This is a genomic window from Pantanalinema sp., from assembly GCA_036704125.1.
In the GTDB taxonomy this organism is placed as follows: Bacteria; Cyanobacteriota; Sericytochromatia; order S15B-MN24; family UBA4093; genus JAGIBK01.
Window position 1 is genome coordinate 20,153 of sequence record DATNQI010000050.1, and the last position, 22,266, is coordinate 42,418.

The 22,266-nt window shown below is 67.4% G+C and carries 23 protein-coding genes; 11 read left to right on the plus strand and 12 right to left on the minus strand.

Translation table 11 applies throughout. From position 1 onward, the window contains the following. Positions 1-112: 112 nt before the first annotated feature. Both V6D00_07505 and V6D00_07510 read left to right on the plus strand, forming a co-directional pair. Positions 113-1,480, plus strand: a complete 1,368-nt coding sequence (locus tag V6D00_07505; protein ID HEY9899011.1) for a cystathionine beta-synthase — start codon at positions 113-115, stop codon at positions 1,478-1,480. After that, complete coding sequence (locus tag V6D00_07510) at positions 1,480-2,646, plus strand: cystathionine gamma-synthase (protein HEY9899012.1); 1,167 nt, start codon at positions 1,480-1,482, stop codon at positions 2,644-2,646. Before V6D00_07505 ends, V6D00_07510 begins: the two co-directional genes overlap by 1 nt. Before the next feature lie 45 nt (positions 2,647-2,691). On the opposite strand, the gene V6D00_07515 is transcribed toward V6D00_07510, so the two are convergent. Then, positions 2,692-3,495 carry an ABC transporter permease gene (locus tag V6D00_07515; protein ID HEY9899013.1) on the minus strand — a complete coding sequence of 268 codons (804 nt, stop codon included), beginning with the start codon at positions 3,493-3,495 and terminating at the stop codon, positions 2,692-2,694. Beyond that, positions 3,492-4,247 (minus strand): ABC transporter ATP-binding protein, encoded by a 756-nt coding sequence (locus V6D00_07520; protein ID HEY9899014.1) that lies wholly within the window; start codon positions 4,245-4,247, stop codon positions 3,492-3,494. Before V6D00_07520 ends, V6D00_07515 begins: the two co-directional genes overlap by 4 nt. 97 nt (positions 4,248-4,344) lie before the next feature. Between V6D00_07520 and V6D00_07525 the strand changes: the two genes are divergently transcribed. Continuing rightward, on the plus strand, positions 4,345-4,827 hold the full coding sequence (locus tag V6D00_07525) for a hypothetical protein (GenBank protein HEY9899015.1): 483 nt from the start codon (positions 4,345-4,347) through the stop codon (positions 4,825-4,827). A gap of 5 nt (positions 4,828-4,832) precedes the next feature. On the opposite strand, the gene V6D00_07530 is transcribed toward V6D00_07525, so the two are convergent. After that, positions 4,833-5,417 (minus strand): PilZ domain-containing protein, encoded by a 585-nt coding sequence (locus tag V6D00_07530; protein HEY9899016.1) that lies wholly within the window; start codon positions 5,415-5,417, stop codon positions 4,833-4,835. Positions 5,418-5,651: 234 nt separating this feature from the next. On the opposite strand from V6D00_07530, the gene V6D00_07535 reads away from it, so the two are divergent. Beyond that, a complete protein-coding gene (locus V6D00_07535) occupies positions 5,652-7,217 on the plus strand; it encodes a class I adenylate-forming enzyme family protein (protein ID HEY9899017.1) in 1,566 nt (521 codons plus the stop codon). Positions 7,218-7,361: 144 nt separating this feature from the next. On the opposite strand, the gene V6D00_07540 is transcribed toward V6D00_07535, so the two are convergent. Then, on the minus strand, positions 7,362-8,114 hold the full coding sequence (locus tag V6D00_07540) for a PD-(D/E)XK nuclease family protein (GenBank protein ID HEY9899018.1): 753 nt from the start codon (positions 8,112-8,114) through the stop codon (positions 7,362-7,364). Positions 8,115-8,199: 85 nt separating this feature from the next. Here V6D00_07540 and V6D00_07545 point away from each other — a divergent pair, with 85 nt between their 5' ends. Continuing rightward, the gene (locus V6D00_07545) at positions 8,200-9,300 is read left to right on the plus strand and encodes a glycosyltransferase (GenBank protein ID HEY9899019.1); all 1,101 of its coding nucleotides are present in this window, start codon (positions 8,200-8,202) and stop codon (positions 9,298-9,300) included. After that, on the plus strand, positions 9,297-10,331 hold the full coding sequence (locus V6D00_07550; GenBank protein HEY9899020.1) for a glycosyltransferase family 2 protein: 1,035 nt from the start codon (positions 9,297-9,299) through the stop codon (positions 10,329-10,331). Before V6D00_07545 ends, V6D00_07550 begins: the two co-directional genes overlap by 4 nt. Here V6D00_07550 and V6D00_07555 read toward each other — a convergent pair. Beyond that, a complete protein-coding gene (locus V6D00_07555; protein HEY9899021.1) occupies positions 10,318-11,112 on the minus strand; it encodes a glycosyltransferase family 2 protein in 795 nt (264 codons plus the stop codon). The two genes, V6D00_07550 and V6D00_07555, sit on opposite strands and share 14 nt — an antisense overlap. 182 nt (positions 11,113-11,294) lie before the next feature. Between V6D00_07555 and V6D00_07560 the strand changes: the two genes are divergently transcribed. The 3 genes from V6D00_07560 (at position 11,295) to V6D00_07570 (ending at position 13,238) form a co-directional block, all read left to right on the plus strand. Then, positions 11,295-11,705 (plus strand): hotdog fold thioesterase, encoded by a 411-nt coding sequence (locus V6D00_07560; GenBank protein ID HEY9899022.1) that lies wholly within the window; start codon positions 11,295-11,297, stop codon positions 11,703-11,705. Positions 11,706-11,792: 87 nt separating this feature from the next. Next, positions 11,793-12,443 (plus strand): hypothetical protein, encoded by a 651-nt coding sequence (locus V6D00_07565; GenBank protein HEY9899023.1) that lies wholly within the window; start codon positions 11,793-11,795, stop codon positions 12,441-12,443. A gap of 30 nt (positions 12,444-12,473) precedes the next feature. After that, positions 12,474-13,238, plus strand: coding sequence for an MBL fold metallo-hydrolase (locus tag V6D00_07570; protein ID HEY9899024.1), 765 nt, complete (start codon positions 12,474-12,476; stop codon positions 13,236-13,238). Positions 13,239-13,300: 62 nt separating this feature from the next. Here the strand turns inward: V6D00_07570 and V6D00_07575 are convergent, their stop codons facing one another. From V6D00_07575 to V6D00_07595, 5 genes are all read right to left on the minus strand, one after another. Next, entirely contained in the window at positions 13,301-14,188 is an 888-nt protein-coding gene (locus V6D00_07575; GenBank protein ID HEY9899025.1) for a DMT family transporter, read from the minus strand. Between the two features lie 65 nt (positions 14,189-14,253). Continuing rightward, positions 14,254-15,594 carry a prepilin-type N-terminal cleavage/methylation domain-containing protein gene (locus V6D00_07580; GenBank protein ID HEY9899026.1) on the minus strand — a complete coding sequence of 447 codons (1,341 nt, stop codon included), beginning with the start codon at positions 15,592-15,594 and terminating at the stop codon, positions 14,254-14,256. Then, the gene (locus tag V6D00_07585; protein HEY9899027.1) at positions 15,591-15,971 is read right to left on the minus strand and encodes a prepilin-type N-terminal cleavage/methylation domain-containing protein; all 381 of its coding nucleotides are present in this window, start codon (positions 15,969-15,971) and stop codon (positions 15,591-15,593) included. The genes V6D00_07580 and V6D00_07585 overlap by 4 nt, the downstream gene beginning before the upstream one ends. Then, positions 15,968-16,318: a hypothetical protein gene (locus tag V6D00_07590; protein ID HEY9899028.1), complete on the minus strand. Its 351-nt coding sequence runs from the start codon at positions 16,316-16,318 to the stop codon at positions 15,968-15,970. The genes V6D00_07585 and V6D00_07590 overlap by 4 nt, the downstream gene beginning before the upstream one ends. A 99-nt stretch (positions 16,319-16,417) precedes the next feature. Further along, the gene (locus V6D00_07595) at positions 16,418-16,777 is read right to left on the minus strand and encodes a type II secretion system protein (GenBank protein ID HEY9899029.1); all 360 of its coding nucleotides are present in this window, start codon (positions 16,775-16,777) and stop codon (positions 16,418-16,420) included. A 426-nt stretch (positions 16,778-17,203) separates the two neighbouring features. On the opposite strand from V6D00_07595, the gene V6D00_07600 reads away from it, so the two are divergent. Beyond that, positions 17,204-17,605: a hypothetical protein gene (locus tag V6D00_07600; protein ID HEY9899030.1), complete on the plus strand. Its 402-nt coding sequence runs from the start codon at positions 17,204-17,206 to the stop codon at positions 17,603-17,605. 9 nt (positions 17,606-17,614) lie between these two features. Then, the gene (locus V6D00_07605; protein HEY9899031.1) at positions 17,615-19,294 is read left to right on the plus strand and encodes a secretin N-terminal domain-containing protein; all 1,680 of its coding nucleotides are present in this window, start codon (positions 17,615-17,617) and stop codon (positions 19,292-19,294) included. Here V6D00_07605 and V6D00_07610 read toward each other — a convergent pair. Together V6D00_07610 and V6D00_07615 are read right to left on the minus strand one after the other, a co-directional pair. Next, positions 19,291-20,526 carry a type II secretion system F family protein gene (locus tag V6D00_07610; protein ID HEY9899032.1) on the minus strand — a complete coding sequence of 412 codons (1,236 nt, stop codon included), beginning with the start codon at positions 20,524-20,526 and terminating at the stop codon, positions 19,291-19,293. The genes V6D00_07605 and V6D00_07610 overlap by 4 nt on opposite strands. After that, positions 20,493-22,244, minus strand: a complete 1,752-nt coding sequence (locus V6D00_07615) for a GspE/PulE family protein (GenBank protein HEY9899033.1) — start codon at positions 22,242-22,244, stop codon at positions 20,493-20,495. The genes V6D00_07610 and V6D00_07615 overlap by 34 nt, the downstream gene beginning before the upstream one ends. Positions 22,245-22,266: the final 22 nt, after the last annotated feature.

Genomic DNA, 22,266 nt, shown 5'->3' on the forward strand with positions numbered 1-22,266 from the left:
TAGTTATTGTAGCCGGAACGGTCAAGCTGACCAAGCTTAAAGCAACTTTAATCGCTATGAGTTTCCGCTATACTGGTAAAGCGTTTCTCTAACCACCTTCGAAAGGGATCCGATGCACTACGCCAACAACCTGCTCGACACGATCGGCCACACGCCCCTGGTCAAGCTCAACCGCGTCACCCAGGGCATCAAGGCCACCGTGCTCGCCAAGGTCGAGTTCTTCAACCCCGGCGCCTCGGTCAAGGACCGCCCGGCGATCCACATGATCGAGGATGCCGAGGCCAAGGGCCTGCTCAAGCCCGGCGGCACCATCGTCGAGCCGACCAGCGGCAACACGGGGGTCGGCCTTGCGATCGCGTGTGCCATCAAGGGCTACCGCTGCGTGTTCACCATGCCCGACAAGATGAGCCAGGAGAAGCGCGACGTGCTTCGCGCCTACGGCGCCGAGGTCGTCATCACCCCGACGTCGGTCGCCAACGACCATCCGGATTCCTACTACAGCGTCGCCAACCGCCTGACCCGCGAGATCCCCGACGCCTACCAGCCCAACCAGTTCCACAACGCCAAGAACCCCGAGGCCCACTACCTGACCACCGGCCCCGAGCTGTGGGAACAGACCGCGGGCACCATCACCCACTACGTCTCGGCGATGGGCACCGGCGGCACCATCTCGGGAGCCGCCAAGTACATCAAGGAGCAGAACGGCCGCGTCGTCGTCGTGGGCGTGGACCCCGAGGGCTCGATCTACTCGGGCGACACCCCCAAGCCCTACCAGATCGAGGGCATCGGCATGAACTACATCCCCGACACCGTGGACCTGCGCCTGATCGATCGCTACGAGCGCGTCGGCGACGCCGAGGCCTTCGCCATGACCCGCCGCCTCGCCCGCGAGGAGGGGATCCTCGCCGGCGGCTCGTCGGGGGCTGCGGTCGTCGCGGCGCTGCGGGTGGCCCGCGATCTTCCCGCGGACGCGGTGGTGGTCGTGCTCCTGCCCGATTCGGGTCGCGGCTACGTCTCCAAGATCTTCAACGACGAGTGGATGAAGCAGCACGGCTTCATCGAGAGCCCGCGCCACAGCGTGATGGTGGGATCCTTGCTGGCCGCGCGCGGCGCGCGCTCGAGTCTCATCGCCGTCAAGCCCGCCGAGCCCGTCGCCAACGCCGTCGAGCAGCTGCGCGAGCACGGCATCTCCCAGCTGCCCGTGATGGACGGCGACGAGGTCGTCGGCTCGGTCCAGGAGAGCACCCTGCTCAAGGCCATCGTCGAGGGCGCGGGCGCCACCAAGACCGTCGCCGAGGTGATGGGGCGTCCCTACGCCGTGGTGGACGAGGCGGAGAGTGTCAGCAAGGTCTACGAGGCGCTCTTGCGCGGTGACGGAGCGGTGGTGGTCGCCAAGGCCGGCCGGCCTCACGGCGTCCTGACCAAGATCGACCTCATCGAGTTCTTCGCGAGCTCGCAGCAAGTGGGAGTGACCGTCTAATGAAGTTCGAGACCAAGGCCATCCACGTGGGCCAGGGGGCCGACCCCACCACCGGCGCGACCATCGTGCCCATCTACCAGACCTCGACCTACACCCAGGAGGACGCCGGGGTCCACAAGGGCTTCGACTACTCCCGCACCGCGAACCCCACCCGCAAGGCCCTCGAGGACTGCCTCGCCTCGCTCGAGGGGGCCCAGTTCGGCCTGGCCTTCTCCTCGGGGGTGGCCGCCACCGACGCGACCCTGAAGCTGCTGTCGGCGGGCGACCACGTGGTCGTCTCGGACGACGTGTACGGCGGGACCTATCGCCTGTTCGAGAAGGTGCTCACCCGCTACGGCATCAGCTTCAGCTGGGTGGACGCCCAGGACCTGGACAAGGTTCGCGCCGCGATCCAGCCGAACACCAAGCTGATCTGGTCGGAGTCGCCGACCAACCCGTTGCTGCGCCTGATCGACATCGAGGGCCTCTCCTTGGTGGCAAAAGAGCGGGGCGTTTTGCTCGCCATCGACAACACCTTCGCCAGCCCCTACCTCCAGAACCCGCTCGCCCTGGGCGCCGACATCGTCGTGCACTCGACGACCAAGTACCTGGGCGGCCACTCGGACGTGGTGGGCGGCGCCTTCATGACCAACCGCGAGGACCTCTACCAGCAGGTGAAGTTCGTCCAGAACTCGATCGGGGCCATCCCCGGCCCCCACGACGCCTTCCTCACCCTGCGCGGCGTCAAGACCCTGGCCATCCGCATGCGCCAGCACTGCGCCAACGCCAAGGTGGTGGCCGCGTGGCTCGAGCAGCACCCCTTGGTCGAGGCGGTCTACTACCCCGGCCTTGCTTCCCACCCGCAGCACGCGCTCGCCAAGCGCCAGATGCGCGACTTCGGCGGCATGGTCTCGTTCGTGGTGAAGGGTGGCCTGGACGTGGCCCGCGTCATCGCGAAGAGCACCAAGCTGTTCAGCCTGGCCGAGAGCCTGGGCGGGGTCGAGAGCCTGCTCACCCACCCGCCCACCATGACCCACGGGGCCATCCCCAAGGAGATCCGCGAGGCCCGCGGCGTCGTGGACGGTCTCTTGCGCCTCTCGGTGGGTATCGAGGATGCCGAGGACCTGGTCGCCGACTTGCAGCAGGCCTTCGACAAGGCGACGAGCACGGCAGCGATCGCCCGCTGACCCCGACTCACGAAAAAAGCGCCCGGCCACTGGCCGGGCGCTTTTTCACTCGCCGGTCTTCGCGAGCAGGCCTCGTTCCTTGACCACCGCGAAGGTCCGGTAGAAGAAGGCGATCGCCCCTGCCATGTACAGGACGTCCAGCCCGAAGGCCCAGGCCAGGTGGTTCAGGGGGATGTGGCCCGTGGTGATGACCGCGCGCATCCCCTCGAAGACGTGCGCGCTGGGCAACAGCCTCGCGAGCGCCTGCATGACCGGCGGCAGGACCGAGACCGGGTAGAAGACGGCCGAGAGGGGCTGGAAGATGAAGGCGAGCACCCACGCGAGACTCTCGGCCGCCTGACCGAAGCGCAGCACCAGCGCCGTGGTCGTGATCCCGAGCGCCCAGCCCATCAGCAGAAGGCAGGCGACGAACGGCACCAGCGACCACCCCAGGACCAGGATGTTGAAGCCGTAGAAGACACCCGCCAGGATGGACATGATGACCACCGAGAGGCTGAGCTTCGCGAGGCTGATGAGGACGGTCGCGGCCAGGAACTCCCCCACCGAAAGCGGGCTGACGAAGAGGTTCAGGAGGTTGCGGCTCCAGACCTCCTCGAGGTAGGCGATCGAGACGCCCTGTTGCGCCCGGAAGAGCAGGTCCCAGAGGATCAGGGCCCCGAGGAAGAAGGCGATGAAGTTGGGCAGGGCGCCCGCGCCGCCGAGGCGGCTGAGGTAGATGCTCAAGAAGCCCCAGATCAGCAGGTCGAGCAGGGGCCAGTAGACGAGCTCCGCGACGCGCATGGGGTTGCGCCGGATGACGTAGACGTGCCGGGTGAAGAGCGCCCCGATGCGCTGCGTGCTGCCGCTCAAGCTTGCCCCTCCACTTCGCCGCGCGCCACCTTCAGGAACACCGCCTCCAGGTCCTCGGCCGAGAAGCGCGCGACGATCTCGGCTGGAGAGCCGCTCGCGAGGATCTTGCCCTGGTTGAGGAAGATGACCCGATCGGCCATCATCTCCATCTCGCGAAGGTTGTGGGTGGTGAAGAGGATGGAGAGCTTGCGCTCCTCGCGGATGCGCAGGAGCAGGTGCCGGATCCGGTCGGCCACGTCCGGGTCGAGGCTCGCGGTGGGCTCGTCGAGGAAGAGCAGCTCCGGATCGTTCAGGAGCGCCTTGGCGAGGTGCAGGCGGGTCAGCTGACCGCTCGAGAGCTCCTTGGTGGGGCGATTGGCCTTCTGCTCGAGATCCAGGAGCGCGAGGGTCTCGTCCACCTTGCGCGCGAGATGCGGGATCCCGTAAAGCTTGCCGAAGACCAGCAGGTTCTCGCGCACGGACAGGGAGTAGGGCAAAGAGACGTAGGTCGAGGAGAAGTTGACCCGCTGCAAGATTTCCTGGCGGTGCTGCGCCAGATCCAGCCCGAAGACCCGGATGTCGCCCGAGCTCGGGGTGATCAGGCCCAGGAGCATCTGGATGGTCGTCGTCTTTCCCGCCCCGTTGGGCCCCAGCAGGCCCAGGATTTCCCCGCGCGCCACGTCGAAGGAGATGCCGTCGACCACCACCAGGTCATCGAAGCGTTTCGTGAGGTTCCGGACGGCCAGTAACGGGATCCCTTGTGTGTCTCGCATCTGTCCTCGCGAAGCTTGATCGGTTATCCTGCCCATGATAGCGCAACCGGCCCGCGGACGTGAGCGAGCGTCCCGGCGCGGGGCGAAGGAGGATGGCATGGGCGCAATCCGGCAAAGCGGCTCGCCTGCGATCGCCGCCCAGGCGGCGATCCTGCTGGTGATGGGAGCTCTGGCGAGCGGCGCTTCGGCCTCGGCCGAGGGCGCGATCCCCGCGGCCTCCTCGGATCCAGCGGCGCTCGAGGCCGGGATGAGCGTCCTGCGTGGCGTGGTGGGGCGAACCGTCTATGTGGCCTTGCCCGCCAGCAAGGGCTACGCGTGGGAGTGGGCGGCGCGCGGCGAGCGCTGGCTCTTCGATTCGCCCTACAAGGTCCGCTTCGTCGCGGAGCCCGGTCCCACCGAGATCTGGACTTTTCCGCTGGCGCGCCCCGGCCGCCTCCTGCTCGACTTCGTGCGGCGCCCGGTCGCGGGCCCTTCGGACGACGGCACGGCCACCCGCTCGATCAGGCTATGGGTCATGACCCCCTACGAGGCGCAGCAGCACGCCCCGGCTGACCTGCGCGACACGATCCTCTTGCGCTGAGCGCCTCAGCGCTCGCGGCGCTGGCTGGGTCGGACGTAGCTGTGCGAGCGCCAGGTGGCATCCCGCTCGGCACGCAGGGCGCCCGCGTCCTTCTTCACGTCCACGTTGCAGCGCGCGGCCGTCCGCAGGGCCTCGACGCGGCGATCGTGCTCCTGATCGTTGGGGGAGACCAGCCCGTTGAGCGAAGCCAGCAGCAGCGGGCCGTAGATGAACGTCGCGAAGCCCTCCTGGGCCAGCGCGCGCGGGTCGTCGAACATCAGGACCAGCGCATCCTTGCCGCGCGTGGCGAACACCGTCGCCGTCGGGCGGAACGAGGAGACGGCGAGCTCCGTGCGAACGTTCTTCCAGATGGTGACGATCACCTTGTCCCCCTGCTTCAGGCGCGGGGGGCGCAGGAACTGGACGCGCGCCGCCACCGGGGAGACGTCCATGATCCTGGCCTTGATCATGTAGGTGCCGTTGCGATCGGTGATCTCGACGGGGATGCCGTACGAGACCCGCTCGAAGGTGCGTCGGTAGGGCCTTTCGACGGCCGGATCCGGTTGCCCGGCGGTCGCGTCGATGGGGAAAGAGAACGAGTCGTCGGCCAAGAGGACCTCTTCTCATGCGTGGGCCCAGCCGCCGGCCGGGCGCCGCCAGGGCGGCCAAACCGCCCCGACGCTTGAATCTTAGCTGTGTTCGGGGCGTCGGGTCAAGCACCCGGGATCCGGCGTTTCCAGGGGCAGCGGCGGCAGGGCCGGGGCTAGGCAGGGGGCGGGCCGATCGGTTACCATGGGCAGGCCGAGGTCGCGGGGCCGTGGGGCGCTGGGCAAGCGAGGAGTTTCATGTCGCGCGAGGACAGTGTGGAGATCCCGACGCTTTCGGACCTCATCCGTGTCCAGGCCACCCTCAAGCCCCACGTGGAGGCCCTGGTCGCCGACGGGCGGCGCTGGACGTACAGCGCTCTCGACCGCGGGATCCGGCGCATCGCGGGCGCCCTGCTCGCCGGCCATCCCGACCTCGCCCCCGGCGAGCGGGTCCTGCTGATGGCTCCCACGAGCGATTCCTTCGTCATCGGCTACTTCGCCCTGCTGCACCTCGGGGCGGTCCCCGTTCCGCTCAGCCCAAGGCTTCACGAGGTCGAGCTCCTTGCCCATGCCAGGGACTGCCAGGCCCGTCTGCTCCTGGCCGACGCCTCGGCGGGAGACGTGGTTCGCGAGACCTTCATTCGCGCCTTCGGCGGCCGCGTCATGCGCCTGGATCCCCGCCGCCAGCAGGTTTCGTGGCAGGCGGCGAGCGGCGAGGATCCGTTCGTGCCCTACTTCGATCTGCCCTACGAGGCGACCCCCGCGGCGTTTGCGGTCGAACCCGATGCGATAGCGACCATCCTTTACTCCTCGGGCACCACGGGCGAGCCGCGCGGGATCGCCCTCTCGCACCGCGCCCTGCTCGCCGGGGCCCGCGCCGTCACCGACGCCTTGCCCCCGGCCTCGGCCCCGAGCACCGCGATCGTCCTGCCCCTCCATCACGCCTACCCCTTGGTCGCTCAGCTCCTTTCGACCCTGCTGGTGGGGGGCTTCGTGCAGCTTTTCCGGGGGCTGGCCTTTCCCTTCCCCGTCCTCCAGGAGATGCAGCGCGAGGCCGTTTCGAGCTTCGCCGGGGTGCCTGCGACCTTCCGCGCGCTCGCGGCGCTCGACGACCTGGCGGAGCTGGATCTCGGCGAGGTGAAGCACGTGCTGTGCGGGGGGGCACCGCTTGCTCCCGACGACGAGGAGGCCATCCGCAAGGTCTTCCCCGGGGCCAGGGTCTTCGACGTTTACGGCCAGACCGAGGCCGGCCCCGTCGCCTTGATCGCCCAGGGCGAGCCCGGCTTCGCCACCGGGCGCTTCGCCCGCCCCTTCCCCGGCGTCTGCCTGCGGATCGTGGGCGATGACGGCCCTCTCGAGCAGGGCGAGGTCGGCACCGTGGAGGTCCAGTCCCCGTTCCTCATGCGAGGCTACTGGCAGGGCCCTGCCGAGGCCCGGGAGGGCGCTCCCGGCTGGCACGCCACCGGCGATCTGGGCTTCCTCGACGCCGAGGGCGCGCTGCACCTGATCGGCCGCCACGAGGAGGTCATCGTCTCGGGCAGCGAGAAGGTGAGCCCGCGCGAGGTCGAGTCGGTCCTGCTGCGGCATCCGGGGATCAAGGAGGCGGCGGTCCTGGGCGTCACCGATCGCGCGCACGGCCAGCGGATCGTGGCCTGGGTGGTCGCCGCCGCGAGCGACATCGACCCAGCGGCGGCCCAGCGCCACTGCGAGCAGTACCTCGCGCACCACAAGTGCCCCCGCGAGGTTCGCCTGCTGGATACCCTCCCGCGAACCGCGAGCGGCAAGGTGCACCGTGCGCTCTTGCACGAATGGAGCCAGGGCTGATCCCATCCCATGAGCGAGGGCCCGCCGGGTGTGTGAACGGCGGGCCCTCTTTTCGCTCAGAGAGGTGTTCGAGCGATGGGATCAGCATAGCGCAGGGCGAAGGCCCGTGCCGCGATCGGCGATCCTCGCGGCGCGCGATCGAGATTACGGTTGCTCGGCGGCTTGGGCGGCGAAGTCGCGCCCCGCGTCGCAGTAGCGCAGGTAGTCGCAGTGCAAGCAGTGGCCGGCCACCCGGGGGATGAAGCGCTGATCCGCCTCGAGCCGCTCGACGGTTTTGCGCACGCCTTCGAGGATCTCCTCGATGTGCGCGGCGCCGAGCGAAAGGGAGAGCCGGACGTTGCTCGCCAGGTAGTGGACCGTGTGGTGCTGGACGGTCTCGCGCAGCTTCTCGCCGATGAGGTAGTGGTAGATACCGAGCTGCTGGAGGGTGTGCGGGCGAATCTCGGCCGGGGCGTGGCCCGACTTGTAGTCGATGATCTCGAGCGAGCCGTCGAAGCGGCGGTCCACCCGGTCCACGATCCCCAGCAGCGTGATCCCCTGGTATGGAGCCGACAGGCGTTTCTCGAGCAGCAGCGGGATGCTCTGGGTCTCGGACCAGGTCCGGTAGTAGGCGGCGAGCAGGTCCTTGCCGCGCGCGAGCTCCGCGACCTCGTGCTCGTGCGAATCGTAGCCGGCTCCGGTCCAGGATCGCTCGAGCTGGGCCTGGGCCTCCTCGAGGGGGCGCGCGGCGGGGCCTCCCTGCTCGTGGAGGACCTGCAGGGTGCGGTGCAGGGAGGTGCCGAAGCTCTGGTTGGCCCATGCCCTGCGGGGCAGCTTTCGCACGTACTGGTAGTGGTACTGCCGCGGACAGGTCTGGTAGACGTGTAGCCTGCTCGGCGAATACTGAGGTTTGCGCATGGGGGCCTCGAGAGGGAGGGGATCCCTGAGATTATACGCTCTTGGCTGAGGTAGAATGGACAGGATCACGAGAGGAAGCCCCCGCATGACCCGTCGTCTCGTCCTGCTGGCCGACGCGAGCAACGTCCATACCGTCAAGTGGGCACGCGAGTTCGCCGCGCGCGCCTGGGACGTCCATGTGCTATCGCTCTTGCCCGCAGAGATCCCGGGGGTCGAGGTTCATCACCTGCGGCCCTCGATGGCGGGCAAGGTCGGTTACCTGAGCGTCGTGGGCGCGGTGCGCGCGCTGGTGAGGCGCCTGCGACCGGACCTCCTGCACGCCCACTACGCCACCAGCTACGGCCTGCTCGGAGCCCTGGCTTCTCATCGCCCCTTCGTGATCTCGGTCTGGGGGAGCGACGTTTACGCCTTTCCCGCCAAGAGTCCCGTGCACCGCGCCCTGCTTTCCTGGAACCTGCGCCAGGCGGACGCGGTGACCTCGAGCAGCCATGCGATGGCCGAGGTGACCGCCCCGCTCGTCCCGGCACGCGCGATCCAGGTCATCCCGTTCGGAGTGCCCCTCGACCGGTTCGGCCCGGCGGCGCCGGGCGAGATGCTCACCATCGGCTGCGCCAAGAGCCTGGAGACGATCTACGGCCAAGAGTATCTCATCCGGGCGGTGCGCCTGGTGCTGGATCGGCGCCCGGATCTTCAATTTCGCCTCTTGCTCGCGGGAGACGGCGCGCGCCGCACGGCCCTCGTCTCCTTGATCGCGGAGCTTCGCCTGGAAGAGGTCGTCCACCTGCTGGGGCGACTGCCCCACTCCGAGGTGCCGGCTTTCCTCGCCTCCTTGTCGATCTTCGCCATGCCGTCGCTGAGCGAGAGCTTCGGGGTCGCCGCGGTCGAGGCGGCCGCCTGCGGCCTGCCCGTGGTCGCAAGCCGCGTGGGCGGGGTGGGGGAGGTCGTGCTGGACCGGGAGACGGGGCTGCTCGTGCCGCCGGCCGACCCCGACGCGCTCGCTCAGGCCCTCGAGCGGCTGCTGCTCGATCCCGCCCTGCGTTCCCGGATGGGAGAGCAGGGTCGCGCCCACGTCGCGCGCTCTTTCGACTGGCAGCGCAACGCCGACGCCATGGAGGACCTGTACGGGCGGCTGCTCACGCGGCCGCCGTCGAACCGCGCCGTATCACCCCAGGAGGCTGCTTCTTGAGCGCATCTTCGCCCTCGATCTCGGTCATCGTCCCCTGCCGGAACGAGCGACGCCACATCGGGCCGTTCCTGGAGGCGGTGCTCGCCCAGGAGCTCGAAGGCATCGCGATGGAGGTCCTGGTCGCCGACGGCATGAGCGACGACGGGACCCGCGAGGTGATCGCGGACTATGCGCGCCGCCATCCGCTCATCCGGCTGATCGACAACCCCGAGCGCACCACCCCTCTTGCCCTGAACCGCGCCATCGAGGCGGCTCGCGCCGAGGTCGTCGTGAGGATGGACGTGCACACGGTCTACGCGCCGGATTACGTCCGGCAGTGCCTCGCGGTGCTGGTGGAGAGCGGCGCCGACAACGTGGGCGGGGCCTGGCATGCCGAGGGCAAGACCTACGTCCAGGAGGCGATCGCCCTGGGCTTCCAATCCCCGTTCTCCTCGGGGGGGGCCGCCTCCCATTCCCCCGACTTCGAGGGCGAGGTGGACTCGGTCTATCTCGGCTGCTGGCGCCGATCGGTGTTCGAGGAGGTGGGCCGCTTCGACCCCGAGCTCGTTCGCAACCAGGACGACGAGCTTAATCTGCGGCTGGTGCGCAGCGGTCGCAGGGTCTACCAGTCCCCGCGCATCAAGTCCCGCTATTTCCCGCGGGCATCGCTCTCGGCCCTCTTCAGGCAATACGCCCAGTACGGCTACTGGAAGGTGCGGGTGATCCAGAAGCACCGCCTGCCCGCCTCCTTGCGCCACCTGGTGCCGGGGGGCTTCGTGCTGGTCCTGTTGCTGCTGGCCGCGCTTTCTGCGTTCAGCGCCCCGGCGCGCTGGCTGCTGCTTGCCGTGGGCGGCCTCTACCTGCTCGCCAACGCCGCGATCTCGACCCTGACGTGCTCCGCGCCGGGGCGCCTGAAGTACCTGCCGCTCATGCCGTGGGTGTTCGCGGCCTTTCATTTCGGCTACGGCTACGGCTTCCTCAGAGGCGCCATCGACTTCGTGGTGCTTCGCAAGGGCGCAGCCAGCGGCTTCACGATCCTCACCCGAGGTTGATCCCGTCGTGGCGGGGGCGCCAGACCCTGCCGAGCACCTTCTTGATGCCCGCCTTCGCGTAGATGCCCAGGGTGAGCGCGTGGTTCAGGTGGGCGCGCAGCGGGCCGATCTCGGGGTGCCGCGCGTGGATGAGGCGCTTTTCGGCCAGGAGCCTGCGGCGCTGCTTGCTGCTCAGTCCACCGTCGGCGAAGCGAACGACCACGCGATCGACGAAGGCCGCGCGGACACGGGCACCGCATCGGAGCAGGAAGTCGTAATCCCCGGCGATGCGGTAGCGCTCGTCGAAGGGCCCCACCTCGTCGAAGAGGCCTCGCCGGTGCAAGCCCGCCGGGTGAGCCACCACCTGGGTGCGCTTCATTCGCTCCCAGTCCCAGGGCGAGCCGCTCAGGGCGCGTACCCGCCCATCCTGCGCCACGACGGCCACGCGCGCCCAGACGAAGTCCAGCCCGGCAGAGGTTGCCTCGGCCAGGCTCGCAAGAGCCTGGTCGTCCGCAAACACGTCATCCGCGCCCAAAAAGGCGATCCACTCGCCCCTCGCGCGGGCGACAGCCTTGTTCCAGGCGTGGTAAATGCCCCGGTCCCTCTCGGACTCCCAGTAGGCGAGCTTGGCTTCGTTGGCGCGGACGATCTCCGGGCTCTGGTCCGAGGAGGCTCCGTCGATGACGATCAGCTCCTTGTTGGGGTAGGTCTGCTGCTCGAAGCTGTCGATGCACCGCTGAAGCGTCTCGGCAGCGTTGTAGACGGCGACGACGACCGTGATGAGCGGGGGGGGCGTTTGCATGCTAACTCTTCTCGAACGACCAGGCTCAGGGAATCGGTGAAGGGGGGCTCGTATGGCTCATGGCGCATATTTGCGCTATGATGAGCCGAGCTCCTTTCGCTTCGGGAACGCATCCACTCTACACCAAAAATGCGCGCCGGTACGCGCGCCTGGCAGGCCCCCTCGGCCAGAAAGACTTCGCCTTGGACGACCGACTCCAGCAGATGACCGCTAGCGCCAGGGGCACCCTGGCCGAGACCATGGGCATGACCCTGCTCGAGGTCACTCCGCAGCGGGTCAGGGCCAGCATGCCGGTCGTCAAGGCCGTGCACCAGCCCTTCGGCCTGCTTCACGGCGGGGCGTCGGTCGCGCTGGCCGAGACGGTGGCGAGCATCGGCGGCTGGGCCAACCTGGACCCCGACAAGCAGATGGCGGTCGGCCTCGAGATCAACGCCAACCACCTCCGCGCCAAGCGCGACGGGGTCGTCACCGCCGAGGCCAAGCCGATCCACTTGGGACGCACCACCCAGGTCTGGGAGGTTCGCATCACGGACGAGGCGGACAAGCTCGTCTGCGTGTCGCGCTGCACCCTGGCCGTCGTTCCTCGGGGATAGGCCGCCATTGGGGACAAGCTACGGATGTCGAACCCCCGGACCGCTGGTATAAGCATGGTAGCCGCCCCTGCGCCTGGAGATGCCTAAATGATCACGCCCGCAAGTCACTCGATCGCCCTGGAGCCTCGGAACCAGCAAGAGATGGTCACCATCTACGAGGCCTGCATCCATGTGCGCGAGGCCGCGCGCGGCCTGCTGGATCGCTCGGATGAGATGAGCCTGATCGCCGTCAACGCCGAGATCGCGGCCACCAAGTCTCAGATCAACCAGGAGGCCTTCATGGTCCTGGCCAACGAGACGGGCAAGATCGCGCGGCAGATGAGCAGCCTGGTGGGCGACATCCAGAACGATGCCCAGGAGCTCACCAAGAGCTCCCTGACGGGTGTTGCCAAGAGCCGCCGCCTCAGGTCCATCACCGAAGGACTCGACCGCATGAGTCGCGAAGACAACCTGGAGATGGTCAATCGGGTCGCTGCCGACCTCGACAGCACCATCTGCGGGCTTCGTGGGGCGATCTTCACTCGCTTCAGTCACATGGAGGAGGCGCGCGAGTCGGTGCTCCGGCAGATCGTCAAGATCTCGCGGATCACCACCTATTTCAGAATCGAGGCCAGCCGGGACGTGGATCACGGTGCCTACTTCCGGAATATCGCCGACTCGCTGGCGCAGCTGGGCGAGTCGGCCGATGTGGTGGCCGGCGACATGAAGAACGTCATCAAAGCCGCTTTCGTCGCCTAGAAAGCGCGTCACACTTAGGAGGTCTCCACCTTGATCGGAAAGGTACTATTCGACGACGGCGATCACAAGTGGATCGCGCTCGCGCGCGATCCCGAGAAGAAGGGCGCGGTCATCGACACCAACGAATACCTGATCGTCAGCAACGGGGACGCCCTGCTCCTCGATCCGGGCGGGACCGAGATCTTCCCGTCGGTGCTCGCTGCCGTGTCGGAGCACATCAACCTGGAGCAGCTCAAGGCCTTCTTCGCGAGCCACCAGGACCCCGACATCTTCTCGTCGCTGCCTCTGTGGCTCGGCATCTGCCCCAATGCCCAGGTCTTCGTGCCCAAGATCTGGTCCGGCTTCCTGGCGCACTTCGGCTACGAGTACATCGACAACTTCAAGACCATCGAGGATGCGGGCGGTCCGTTGACCTACGGCAGGGGCCTCACCCTGCAGATGGTGCCGGCGCACTATTTGCACTCGTCGGGCAACTTCAGCGTCTACGATCCGCACGCCAAGATCATGTTCTCGGGCGACATCGGAGCGGCCCTCTTGCCCGATGACTACACCGACTTCTTCGTGCAGGACTTCGACGCCCACGTGAAGTACATGGAGGGCTTCCACCGGCGCTGGATGCCCTCGAACGAGGCGAAGAACGACTGGGTTCGCCGCGTGCGCGAGCTGGACATCAAGTTGCTCTGTCCCCAGCACGGGGCCATCTTCCGGGACGAGCAGGTCGGGCAGTTCCTCGACTGGTTCGAGGCCCTCGAGGTCGGCGCCGCAACCCGCTGTCCGACCGCTGCCGCCAAGTAGCGCGGTATCAGAACTGAGAATCCCCCGCCGGACAACCCGGCGGGGGATTTCAGTTCTGAGGCTCAGGAGGGCTGCGGTGCTTCAGAGGCGCGCGGGGCGTGCCGGGCCGTGCTCGCCAGGTAAACCCCGACCAGGACGACGGCGGCCTGGGCCAGCTTGGCCGGCCCCATCGCCTCTCCGAGCAGGAGCCACGAGAGCGCCAGCGTCACGATGGGCATCAGGTACAGGTAGACCCCGGCGGTCGCCGCCGACATGCGGCCCAGGGCGTACATCCAGAGCCAGTAGGCGCATCCCGAGGATCCCAGCCCCAGGAAGGCGAGCGCTCCGAGCGAGAGGGGAGAGACGTGCCATGCGCTCGGCGTCAGGATGGCCTCGCCGGCGGCGAAGGGCAGCAGGCCGACGAGCCCCACCGCGTAGGTCGTGGTCAGGGTGGCGAGCGGCGAGGCCCGATCGGCGAGGGTCTTGCTGACCAGCGCGTACCAGGCGCCGACGAGGGTGTTGAGGGCCATCAGGCCGTCCCCCAGCCCGGTCTGCCTGAAGCTCGCGCCCACCAGGGCCGTGAGGCCGGCGAACGCGAGCAGGGCGCCGCCGAGGGTCCGCCAGGTCAGGCGCTCGCGCAGGAAGATGGCCGCCCCCGCGATGGTGATCAGGGGGCTCGCGGCGATGAAGATGGCGCTGTTTCCGGCGGAGGTGTACTTGAGCGCGATGTTCTCGAGGACGTAGGTCGCGGTGGTCCCGAGCAGGCCCGCGATCGCCACGCGCCTCCACAGCGCCCGCGGGACGTTGATCGGGGTGCGGGTCGCCCAGTGGGCGACGAGCAGGCCCGTGGTCGCCACGCTGAAGCGCAGGACGGCGAAGGCGATGGGCGGGATCTCGGCGATGGCGAGCTTGGTGGCGATGAAGGAGCCGCCCCAGACGAAGACGGCGATGAGCATGGCGATTGCAGGCATGGCTCTAGCTTAAGCGCCATCGCCCTGCAGGGGCAATGGCGCTTAACGATTCTTTTGCGTCGGGGCTAGTAGGTGGCGCGAAGGATGGAGAGGGATTGCCTGGTGTCGAAGTTGACGAGCGGGGTTGCGAGGTCCATCGGTCCGCCCGCGATCAGGCATCCGTTCACGGTGGTGTTGCCGTTCAGGGTCATGCCCCCGTTCGGGGCGAACAGGATTCCGGTGATGAGCGTGCTTCCCCCGGTGTCCACGGCCTTGTCGTCGGTGGAGAGCGAGACCAGCGCGAGGGAGGACGAGTCGGTCCCTTGAAGCCTGGAGTTGCCGCCCGTCACGATGCGATCGGTGCAGACGATGATCCCGTTGCCCGTCAGGGTGAAGGAGCCGCCGATATTGAGCCCCCCTTCGACGTAGACGACGCCATCCAAGGTGACCACCCAGTCACCCGTGAAGGCGAGCTCCTGCTTGTTCCCGGTGGCTCGGTAGTAGCCGCTGAGGGTTGCATAGCGCTTGCCGTTGTTCCAGGGGCTATCATTGAGGTCCTTGCTGGCCTTCTCGACGTCGGTCATCCCCTTGGCCTGGGCCGCATCGATCAAGGCCTGGATCTGGGTGGGCGTGTACGCAGGGATCCGCACCGCCGATTCGAGGGAAGGCGAGGCCGGCACGTGCCAGCCGGCGGTCGTGCTCGTGCCGGCGTAGGTCACCTTGCCATCGATGTTCGACGAGCCGTCGCGGGTGAGGTTGCCGTTGGCGTGGACATTCCCCTTTCCTGCCGGGCTGCTGGTGACCTGGGAGTTGCCATGGAACTTGATGCTCTGGCCCGAGAGGATCGCGTAGCGTGCCCCCGAGTCGGGGGCGGGACTGGCGGCCGGCACGCTGCGCAGGAAGGCCGTCAACAGGGGGAGCTGCTTGCTCTGCGGGTTGTTGTTGAGGGTGGCCACGAGGTCCTTGATGTCGATGCGGCGCACGTCCTGAAGGGTGGCCGGGGTCGTGCCGTCCGCCTTGAGGGCGGCGAAGCTGCCCGAGGCGATCGCGAACATGGCCGAGTCCGTCAGTTCTTCCCACTGCTGAGGATCCGTATCCGCCTTGCTCTGCCCGCGTTTGACGGCTTTCGGATCGATCTGGTAGGTGACGAAGCCCAAGCCGTCGGCCTTCTTCAAGCGAATGCTCTTCTCCGACTTGCTGGTGAGCGCGGAGCTCGAGTGGACGTCGTTGTAGAACGCCTCGGTGAGCCGGCTGAAGTTGAAGTGGTTGAGGTCGTTGCCGCGCTGGGTGCGATCGAGGGTGAAGCTGTTCATTCCGACCATCGAGACGATTCCAACCAGGGTCGCCACGATGAGGCAGCTCACAATGACCTCGATCAGGGTCAGGCCGCGCTGGGGATGACGGTCAGGACGATGAGCGGACTTCATTGGACTGCCTCTTTCGCGACGAGGGTAACGAGTCGGTCGATGGGAGCGGGCGAACTGGGCGCGTATGCCGTGATCGTGACCTTCTTGAGGGAAGGTGAGGGCGTGGCGTACTGAGAGAACAGGATATCGTATCTCAGATTCGTATCAGGATCATTGACGCCGCTGACGCTCGCCAGCGCATCGAACGGAACGCCGCGTACCTTTGTCTCGAGCAGCCGCTGCACCAGGATGGCAAACTTCTCGCGCTCCTCGATCGCCACGTTGGCCTGCGCGGCCTTGAGACGCATGGTCATGGCCGGCAGCAGGGCGATGGTGATGATGCCGATCGCGACGACGATCTCGATCAGGGTGAAGCCTGCTTGCTTGTCCTCACTCATGGGCCATAGCTCCACTGGGCGATGACGCCGTTGCTCACGGTGGCAGTGACGACACTGAGGTAGGTGAAGCCGTCCACCGTCACCGAGCCGGTGCTTTGGATGCTGAAGGGCTGGGTGGCGCCGGAAATCTGTGCCTCGTACTGGACGAGTCGGCCATTGCCGCTGTCCAGCGCGACCCTGGGTGTGATGCTCAGGGTGGCGTCGAAGGCGGCGTACACCCCGGCTTCGGCGGCCATGTTGGCGAGGAACTTGTTGTACTGGGCGTGGGCAGCCTTGGCGTGCATGAGCTGTGCCGACGCGAGCGCGACCGAGGCGGACATGAATACGAAGATGATCAGCGAGAGCATCAAGAGGATGGACCCCTGCTCTCGCTGATCGCGGCCTGAGGATTGACGTTTCGGCTTGGCCATTGTCGTCAAGCCCGTGGCCGTCAGAGGGTACTTCGCTTAGGGGATGTAGGAAGCCGTGGCGATCCCACTGATCGAGTTGCCGGTCTTCGCGTACTCGATCGAGTACTTGTCCCAGGTGATCGTCTTGCCATCCGCCTTTGAAACGGCATTGTCCATGTTCGCGAGCAGCATCGCCTCGGTGACGTCCTGGCCGTTGCTCTTGGCGACCGCCATTGCAAGGGCCGATCGCGCATTGCCGAGTGCGCTGAATGCACCCGCTCGCTTGGCGTCCTCGTTCATCGACGAGATCTTGACCGCGCCGACAGCACCAAGGATGCCGAGCACCGCGATGATGATCGCGAGCTCGATCAAGGTGAAGCCGCGCTGCGCCTTCTTGCGGGTCATCAAATTCTTCATAGGTCGTGCGGGCCTCCTGCTGCCCGGAAGGATGGTGTGCCTTCGTGTTCTCAGGCTGGTTTGCCGATTCCCGATCTCATCTTACGCCTTTCCGTCTGAACTTTGCCTTAATTTTCAAGAATTCCGTATTAGTTACGCGGGGGTGGGGCGGTCTCAGGATACCAAGCGAGGGACCGCTTGGCCGGCCTGCAGGGCCTCGTTCATGGGGCAAAAGTCTTGTGGAAGTATTAAGAAGTTGCCATTTTGCGGCGTTTGTTCAGATTTGTCAGGTAAAATGAATGAAATTCCTTCTGAACCCTGGAATCTTGTCGATGTCTTCACCTTCTTGACGATGTGCTCACGTTCAAGGCCGGTGAGATGTTGCTTCGGAGATGGACGGCCGCCATGGGCCCCGTGAAACAAGCAAGACCTTTGATCGTCGCCCTCATGCTGCTGGCACCGGGCGCCTCGGCGCTTGCGGCCCCTGCGCCCGGGCAGGCCCCGGCTGCGGGCAGCGTCGTGCTTGGCCGGAAGAACCCGTTTCGCCCGCTCATCGGGGTGCGTCGCGCCGAGCCGCTGGCCGCCTCGCTCCCGCTCGCCCCGCTGGCGCCTCCTGTCACCCTTCCCGGCACCGCGCAGCGCACCCGGCCCGAGATTGCGGAGCTGGAGTTCAAGGGGGTCGCCTACGACGACGACGAGGCCCTCGCGGCAACGCGGATCGACGGGAAGATGCGCTTCCTGCGCGTGGGCGATCGCGTGGCCGGCGCGACGCTCGTCTCGATCGCCTCCGACCGGATCGTCCTGCGCAAGAACGGTCGAATTCTCACCAAACGCCTCCCCACCCCCTAGGAGCTCCCCATGTCCACCAACCTGGCCCTTGCTCGTCTCGCCTGCGCCTTCACCCTCGGCGTCGCTCTCGCTTCGCCCGCGCTGGCCGCGCCCATGGAGGATCCGACGGCGCTCAAGGGGGGGGCCTTCGAGCGGACCGTCTCGGTGTCGATCGCGAACCTGCCCCTCAAGGACGCCATCCGCCTGGTCGCCCAGAAGGGACGCCTCAACGTGGTGGTCGAGGACGACCTTTCCCAGACGGTGAACCTGGACCTCAAGGACGTGCGGCTGGGTGACGCCCTCCAGTCCCTGCTCGCCATGGGCGGGCTCCAGGCCTTCAAGCAGGGGAGCGTGCTCGCCGTGGTCGGGCGCAAGCAGGCCTTCGAGCGGGGCCTGCTCTCGGGCGGGTCGCGGGTCTTCACCCTGCGCTACGCGAGCGCCAAGCGCATCGCCGAGTTCCTCAACTCCTCGGCCCTGACCAGGCCCTACGTGGGGGGGCAGACCAGCACCACCAATCAGGCGGGCCAGCAGATGGAGCTGGCCAAGGCCGATCCGCGCACCAACTCGGTGCTGGTGGTGGGGGCGCCTGGGGACATCGCCCTGGCCGAGCGCACCATCGCCTCGCTCGACAGGCCTCGCGAGCGCCGGATCTACAAGCTGAGCCATGCCAACGCCGTGCAGGTCGCCTCGCTGCTCAACGCCACGGTCTTCAACAACGGCAACAAGGCGAGCGAGACCGAGAGCCTGAACATCGAGGCCGAGACCGTGACCGAGGGCCAGGGCGGAGCCAGCACCGGCTCGGGGACCGAGCTCAGCGATACCGCCTCGATGGTGCGCCACCGCAAGCTCCAGAGCCAGACCGTCCAGGTCGAGGCCAAGGACTCGGTGGCGGTGCCTGACAGCCGCAGCAACTCGGTCATCGTCCTGGGCTCGGCCGAGACCCTCGCGATCGCCGACGAGGTCATTCCCCAGCTCGATCGTCGCCTCAAGCAGGTGGCCATCGATGTCGAGGTGATCGAGACCGGAAGCCGCCAGGCCCTGGAGCTGGGTGCCGCCCTGAGCGGCGGGCAGAACGCGCTCGGGGCCTCGTTCGACCCCACCGGCGCGAACCCCGGCCTCACGATCACCTACGACCCCTCGCTCAACCTGACCAGCGTGTTCCGCGCCAAGCTGAACGCGCTGGTGCAGAGCAAGCAGGCCAAGCTGCTCGCCCATCCGACCATCCTCGCCACCGACAACTCCGAGAGCCAGATCAACATCGTGGACGAGGTGATCAAGGGGATGAAGATCTCCAACCCCAACCTCTTGAACAACGCCACGACTGCGGTCCCCGGCGTGATCGTCGCCGAGCCGATCTTCGGGAACGCCGGGGTCACCCTCAACATCCTTCCGAAAGTGGGCGAGGACGGCACGGTGACCCTGCGCCTCCATCCCTCGGTCTCGTCGGTCCGCGAGACCCAGAAGGACTCCTTCAACAACACCCTCTCGCTCTTGAGCCGCCGCGAGCTGATCGCGCAGCAGGTCACCATCAAGTCCGGGGGCACCCTCGCGCTGGGCGGCCTGACCCAGACCAGCACCCTCTCGACCCGCAACAAGTTCCCGATCCTGGGGGACATCCCGCTCCTGGGCCACCTGTTCAGCAGCACGAGCAACCAGCAGACCCAGACGGAGCTGATGATCGTGGTGACCCCGAGGGTCCTGCCCGATTAGCCCTTGAGCAGGCTCGGCATGTCGAACATGGGCAGGTAGAGCGCGAGCGCGATGAAGCCCACGACGAGCCCCATCACGACCGTCATGGCGGGCTCCATCATGGCGGTCAGCTGCTTGATCTTGAAGTCGATCTCCTTGTCCGAGAAGGAGACCCCCTTGCTCGCGAGCTCCTCGATCTGGCCGGAGGACTCGCCCACGGCGATCATCTGGGCCAGCACCCGCGGGAAGTAGGGCGTTCCGATCAGGCCAGACGAGAGGCTGTTGCCCGCCTTGACCCCCTCCTCGGCCTGGGCGATCACGTCGTTGATGGCCCTGTTCCCGACGATGCGCCGGCAGTTCTCGAGCGCGCTGACGATGGGGACGCCTGCCCCGTACACGGTCGCGAAGGCCCGGGTAAAAGTGTTGGCGCTCTGCTCGACGATGAGCCGCCCGATCACCGGCAGGCGCAGCCAGAGCCGATCAAGCGCAAGGCCGCCGACCTCGGTCCGGCTGAACCAGGCCAGCGCGATCCCGAGGAAAACGACAAAGAGGGCGATCAGGCCGCCGTGGTCGCGCAGGCCGTGGCTGATCCCGAGCAGGATCTGCGTGGGCAGGGGCAGCTTGTTGTGGGCCTTCTGGTACAGGCCCTCGAAGGTGGGCACCACGAAGGTCATCATGACCCCGACCACCAGGGTGAGGGTCACCGCGAGGATCGCCGGGTAGGTGAGCGCGCCGCGCACCTTGCGCTCGATCTCGAGGTTCTTCTCGGTGGTCTCGGCAAGCCGCTCGAGCATGACGCCCAGGGCGCCGCTCACCTCGCCCGCCTGGGCCAGGCTGACGAACAGCGGCGAGAAGACGCGGGGATGGCGCGAAAGGGCCTCGCTGAGCATCGTCCCGCCGAGCAGGTCCTTGCGGATCTCCGCGACCGCCGCGCGCAGGGTGGGGTTGCTGACCTGGTCCTCCAGGATCACCATGACCTCGACGATGGGCAGGCCCGCGTCGAGGAGCGCCGAGAGCTGCTGGATGAAGATGGACAGCTCGCCGGCCTTGACCGGGCGGAAGGTCGCCATCTCGACCAGACGGGTCACCCAGGCGGCCTGGACGGTCTCGACCTCGACCGGGTCCATGTGCAGCGGCAGGATGCCGCGCGCGCGCAGGGCGCCACGCGCCTCGCGATCGTCCTGGGCCTCGATCGAGCCCTCGACCTGCTTCTGGGACTCTAGATCGACGGCGCGGTAGAGGAAGGTTGGCATAGGGTCTCCGTCCAGCGCGCGCCCAGCGCGCGTGCGACCTCGGTCGGGGTGGTGGTGCCGTCGTAGACCTTGCGCAGGGCGTCCTCGGCGAGCCCCTCCATGCCGTCGCGCCGGGCGGCCTCCTGGATGCGGTAGGCCGGAGCCCCCTGGTTGATGAGCTCCTGGACCGCGTGGGTCATGGGCAGGATCTCGAAGATGCCGACCCGGCCGGCGAACCCGGTGTGCTGGCAGCGCGAGCAGCCGCGGCTGCGGTATATGGCGCCCCGGCGCAGCGGCTCGGGGACCGAGGCGGGTTCGGGGGTGTAGGCCTCGCGGCAGTGGGCGCAGAGCTTGCGCACCAGGCGCTGGGCGACGATGCCGCGCAGGGCCGAGGTGAGGAGGTAGGCGGGCAGGCCCATTTCCATCATGCGGCTCGGCGTGCTCGCCGCGTCGTTGGTGTGGATCGTCGAGAGCACCAGGTGGCCCGTGAGCGCGGCGAAGACCGAGGCGTTGAGGGTCTCCTGGTCGCGGATCTCGCCGACCATGATCACGTCCGGGTCCTGCCGGAGCATGGCGCGCAGGGCGTCGGCGAAGGAGAGACCCGCCTTGGGGTTCGCTTGGGTCTGGCAGATCCCCTCCATGGGGAACTCGACCGGATCCTCGACGGTTAATAGGTTGCGATCGGGCGAGTTGAGCTCGTAGAGAGCCGAGTAGAGGGTGGTGGTCTTGCCCGATCCGGTGGGGCCCGTGACCAGCACGATGCCGTAGGGGGAGTCGATCATGGCCTTGAGCTGGGCGTGCAGGCCGGGGTAGAGCCCGAGGTTGTCCAGGCCCCCCACCAGCATGGCCGGCCGCAGGATCCGGACGACCGCCTTCTCGCCCCAGATGTTGGGCATGACGTTGATGCGCATGTCGTAGTGGCGACCGCCTACCGAGATGCGGCTGCGCCCGTCCTGGGGGCGCCGCTTCTCGGCGATGTCCATGCTGCCCATGATCTTGAGGCGCGACATGGTGAGGGCCTCGAGGTCCTTGGGGATGTCGGTGGCGTCCACCAGGACCCCGTCGATCCGGTGCCGGACCCGCACCACCTTCTCGCGCGACTCGATGTGGACGTCGCTCGCGCCGCGGCCGACCGCGTCGTGGAAGATGGAGTTGAGCAGGCGAACGACGGGCTGGTCCTCGACCGCGAGCTCGTCGGCCAGGCGCTGCTGGGCCGAGGTCTGGCTCTCCTCGCGGTGCTCCATGCGGATCGAGGCGATCGCCTCGGACACCTGGCCCTGCACGCTGCGGACCAGCGCCTGGTACGCGTCGTCGAACTCCTTGCTGGTCGTGACGAGCGGCTTGGGCCTCAGGCCGGTGATGAAGCGGATCTCGTCCAGGGTGTCCACGTCGTTGGGGTGGACCATGGCCACGTACAGGCTGCCGTCATGGATGCGCAGGGGCAGCACCTTGTGGCGCGAGAGGAAGTCCTGCGGGAAGAGATCGAGCAGGTCGGGGTTGAACTCGCGCTCGCCGATCTGGACGTAGTCGGTGCCCGCCTGGGCGCTGAGCATGTGGCCCAGCTGATCCTCGGTGATAAGGGCGCGCTTGAGCAGGATCTTGCCGAGCGGCTCGCCGGTCTGACGGCTCTCCTGGAGGGCGCGGTCGATCTGGCCGGTCTCGACGAGGCCGGCCTCCACGAGCAACTCGCCCAGCTTGCGCCCGATGCTCGGAAGGGATCGGGGCCTGGAAACATCCATCGAATCTTTACCCAATCGTGAG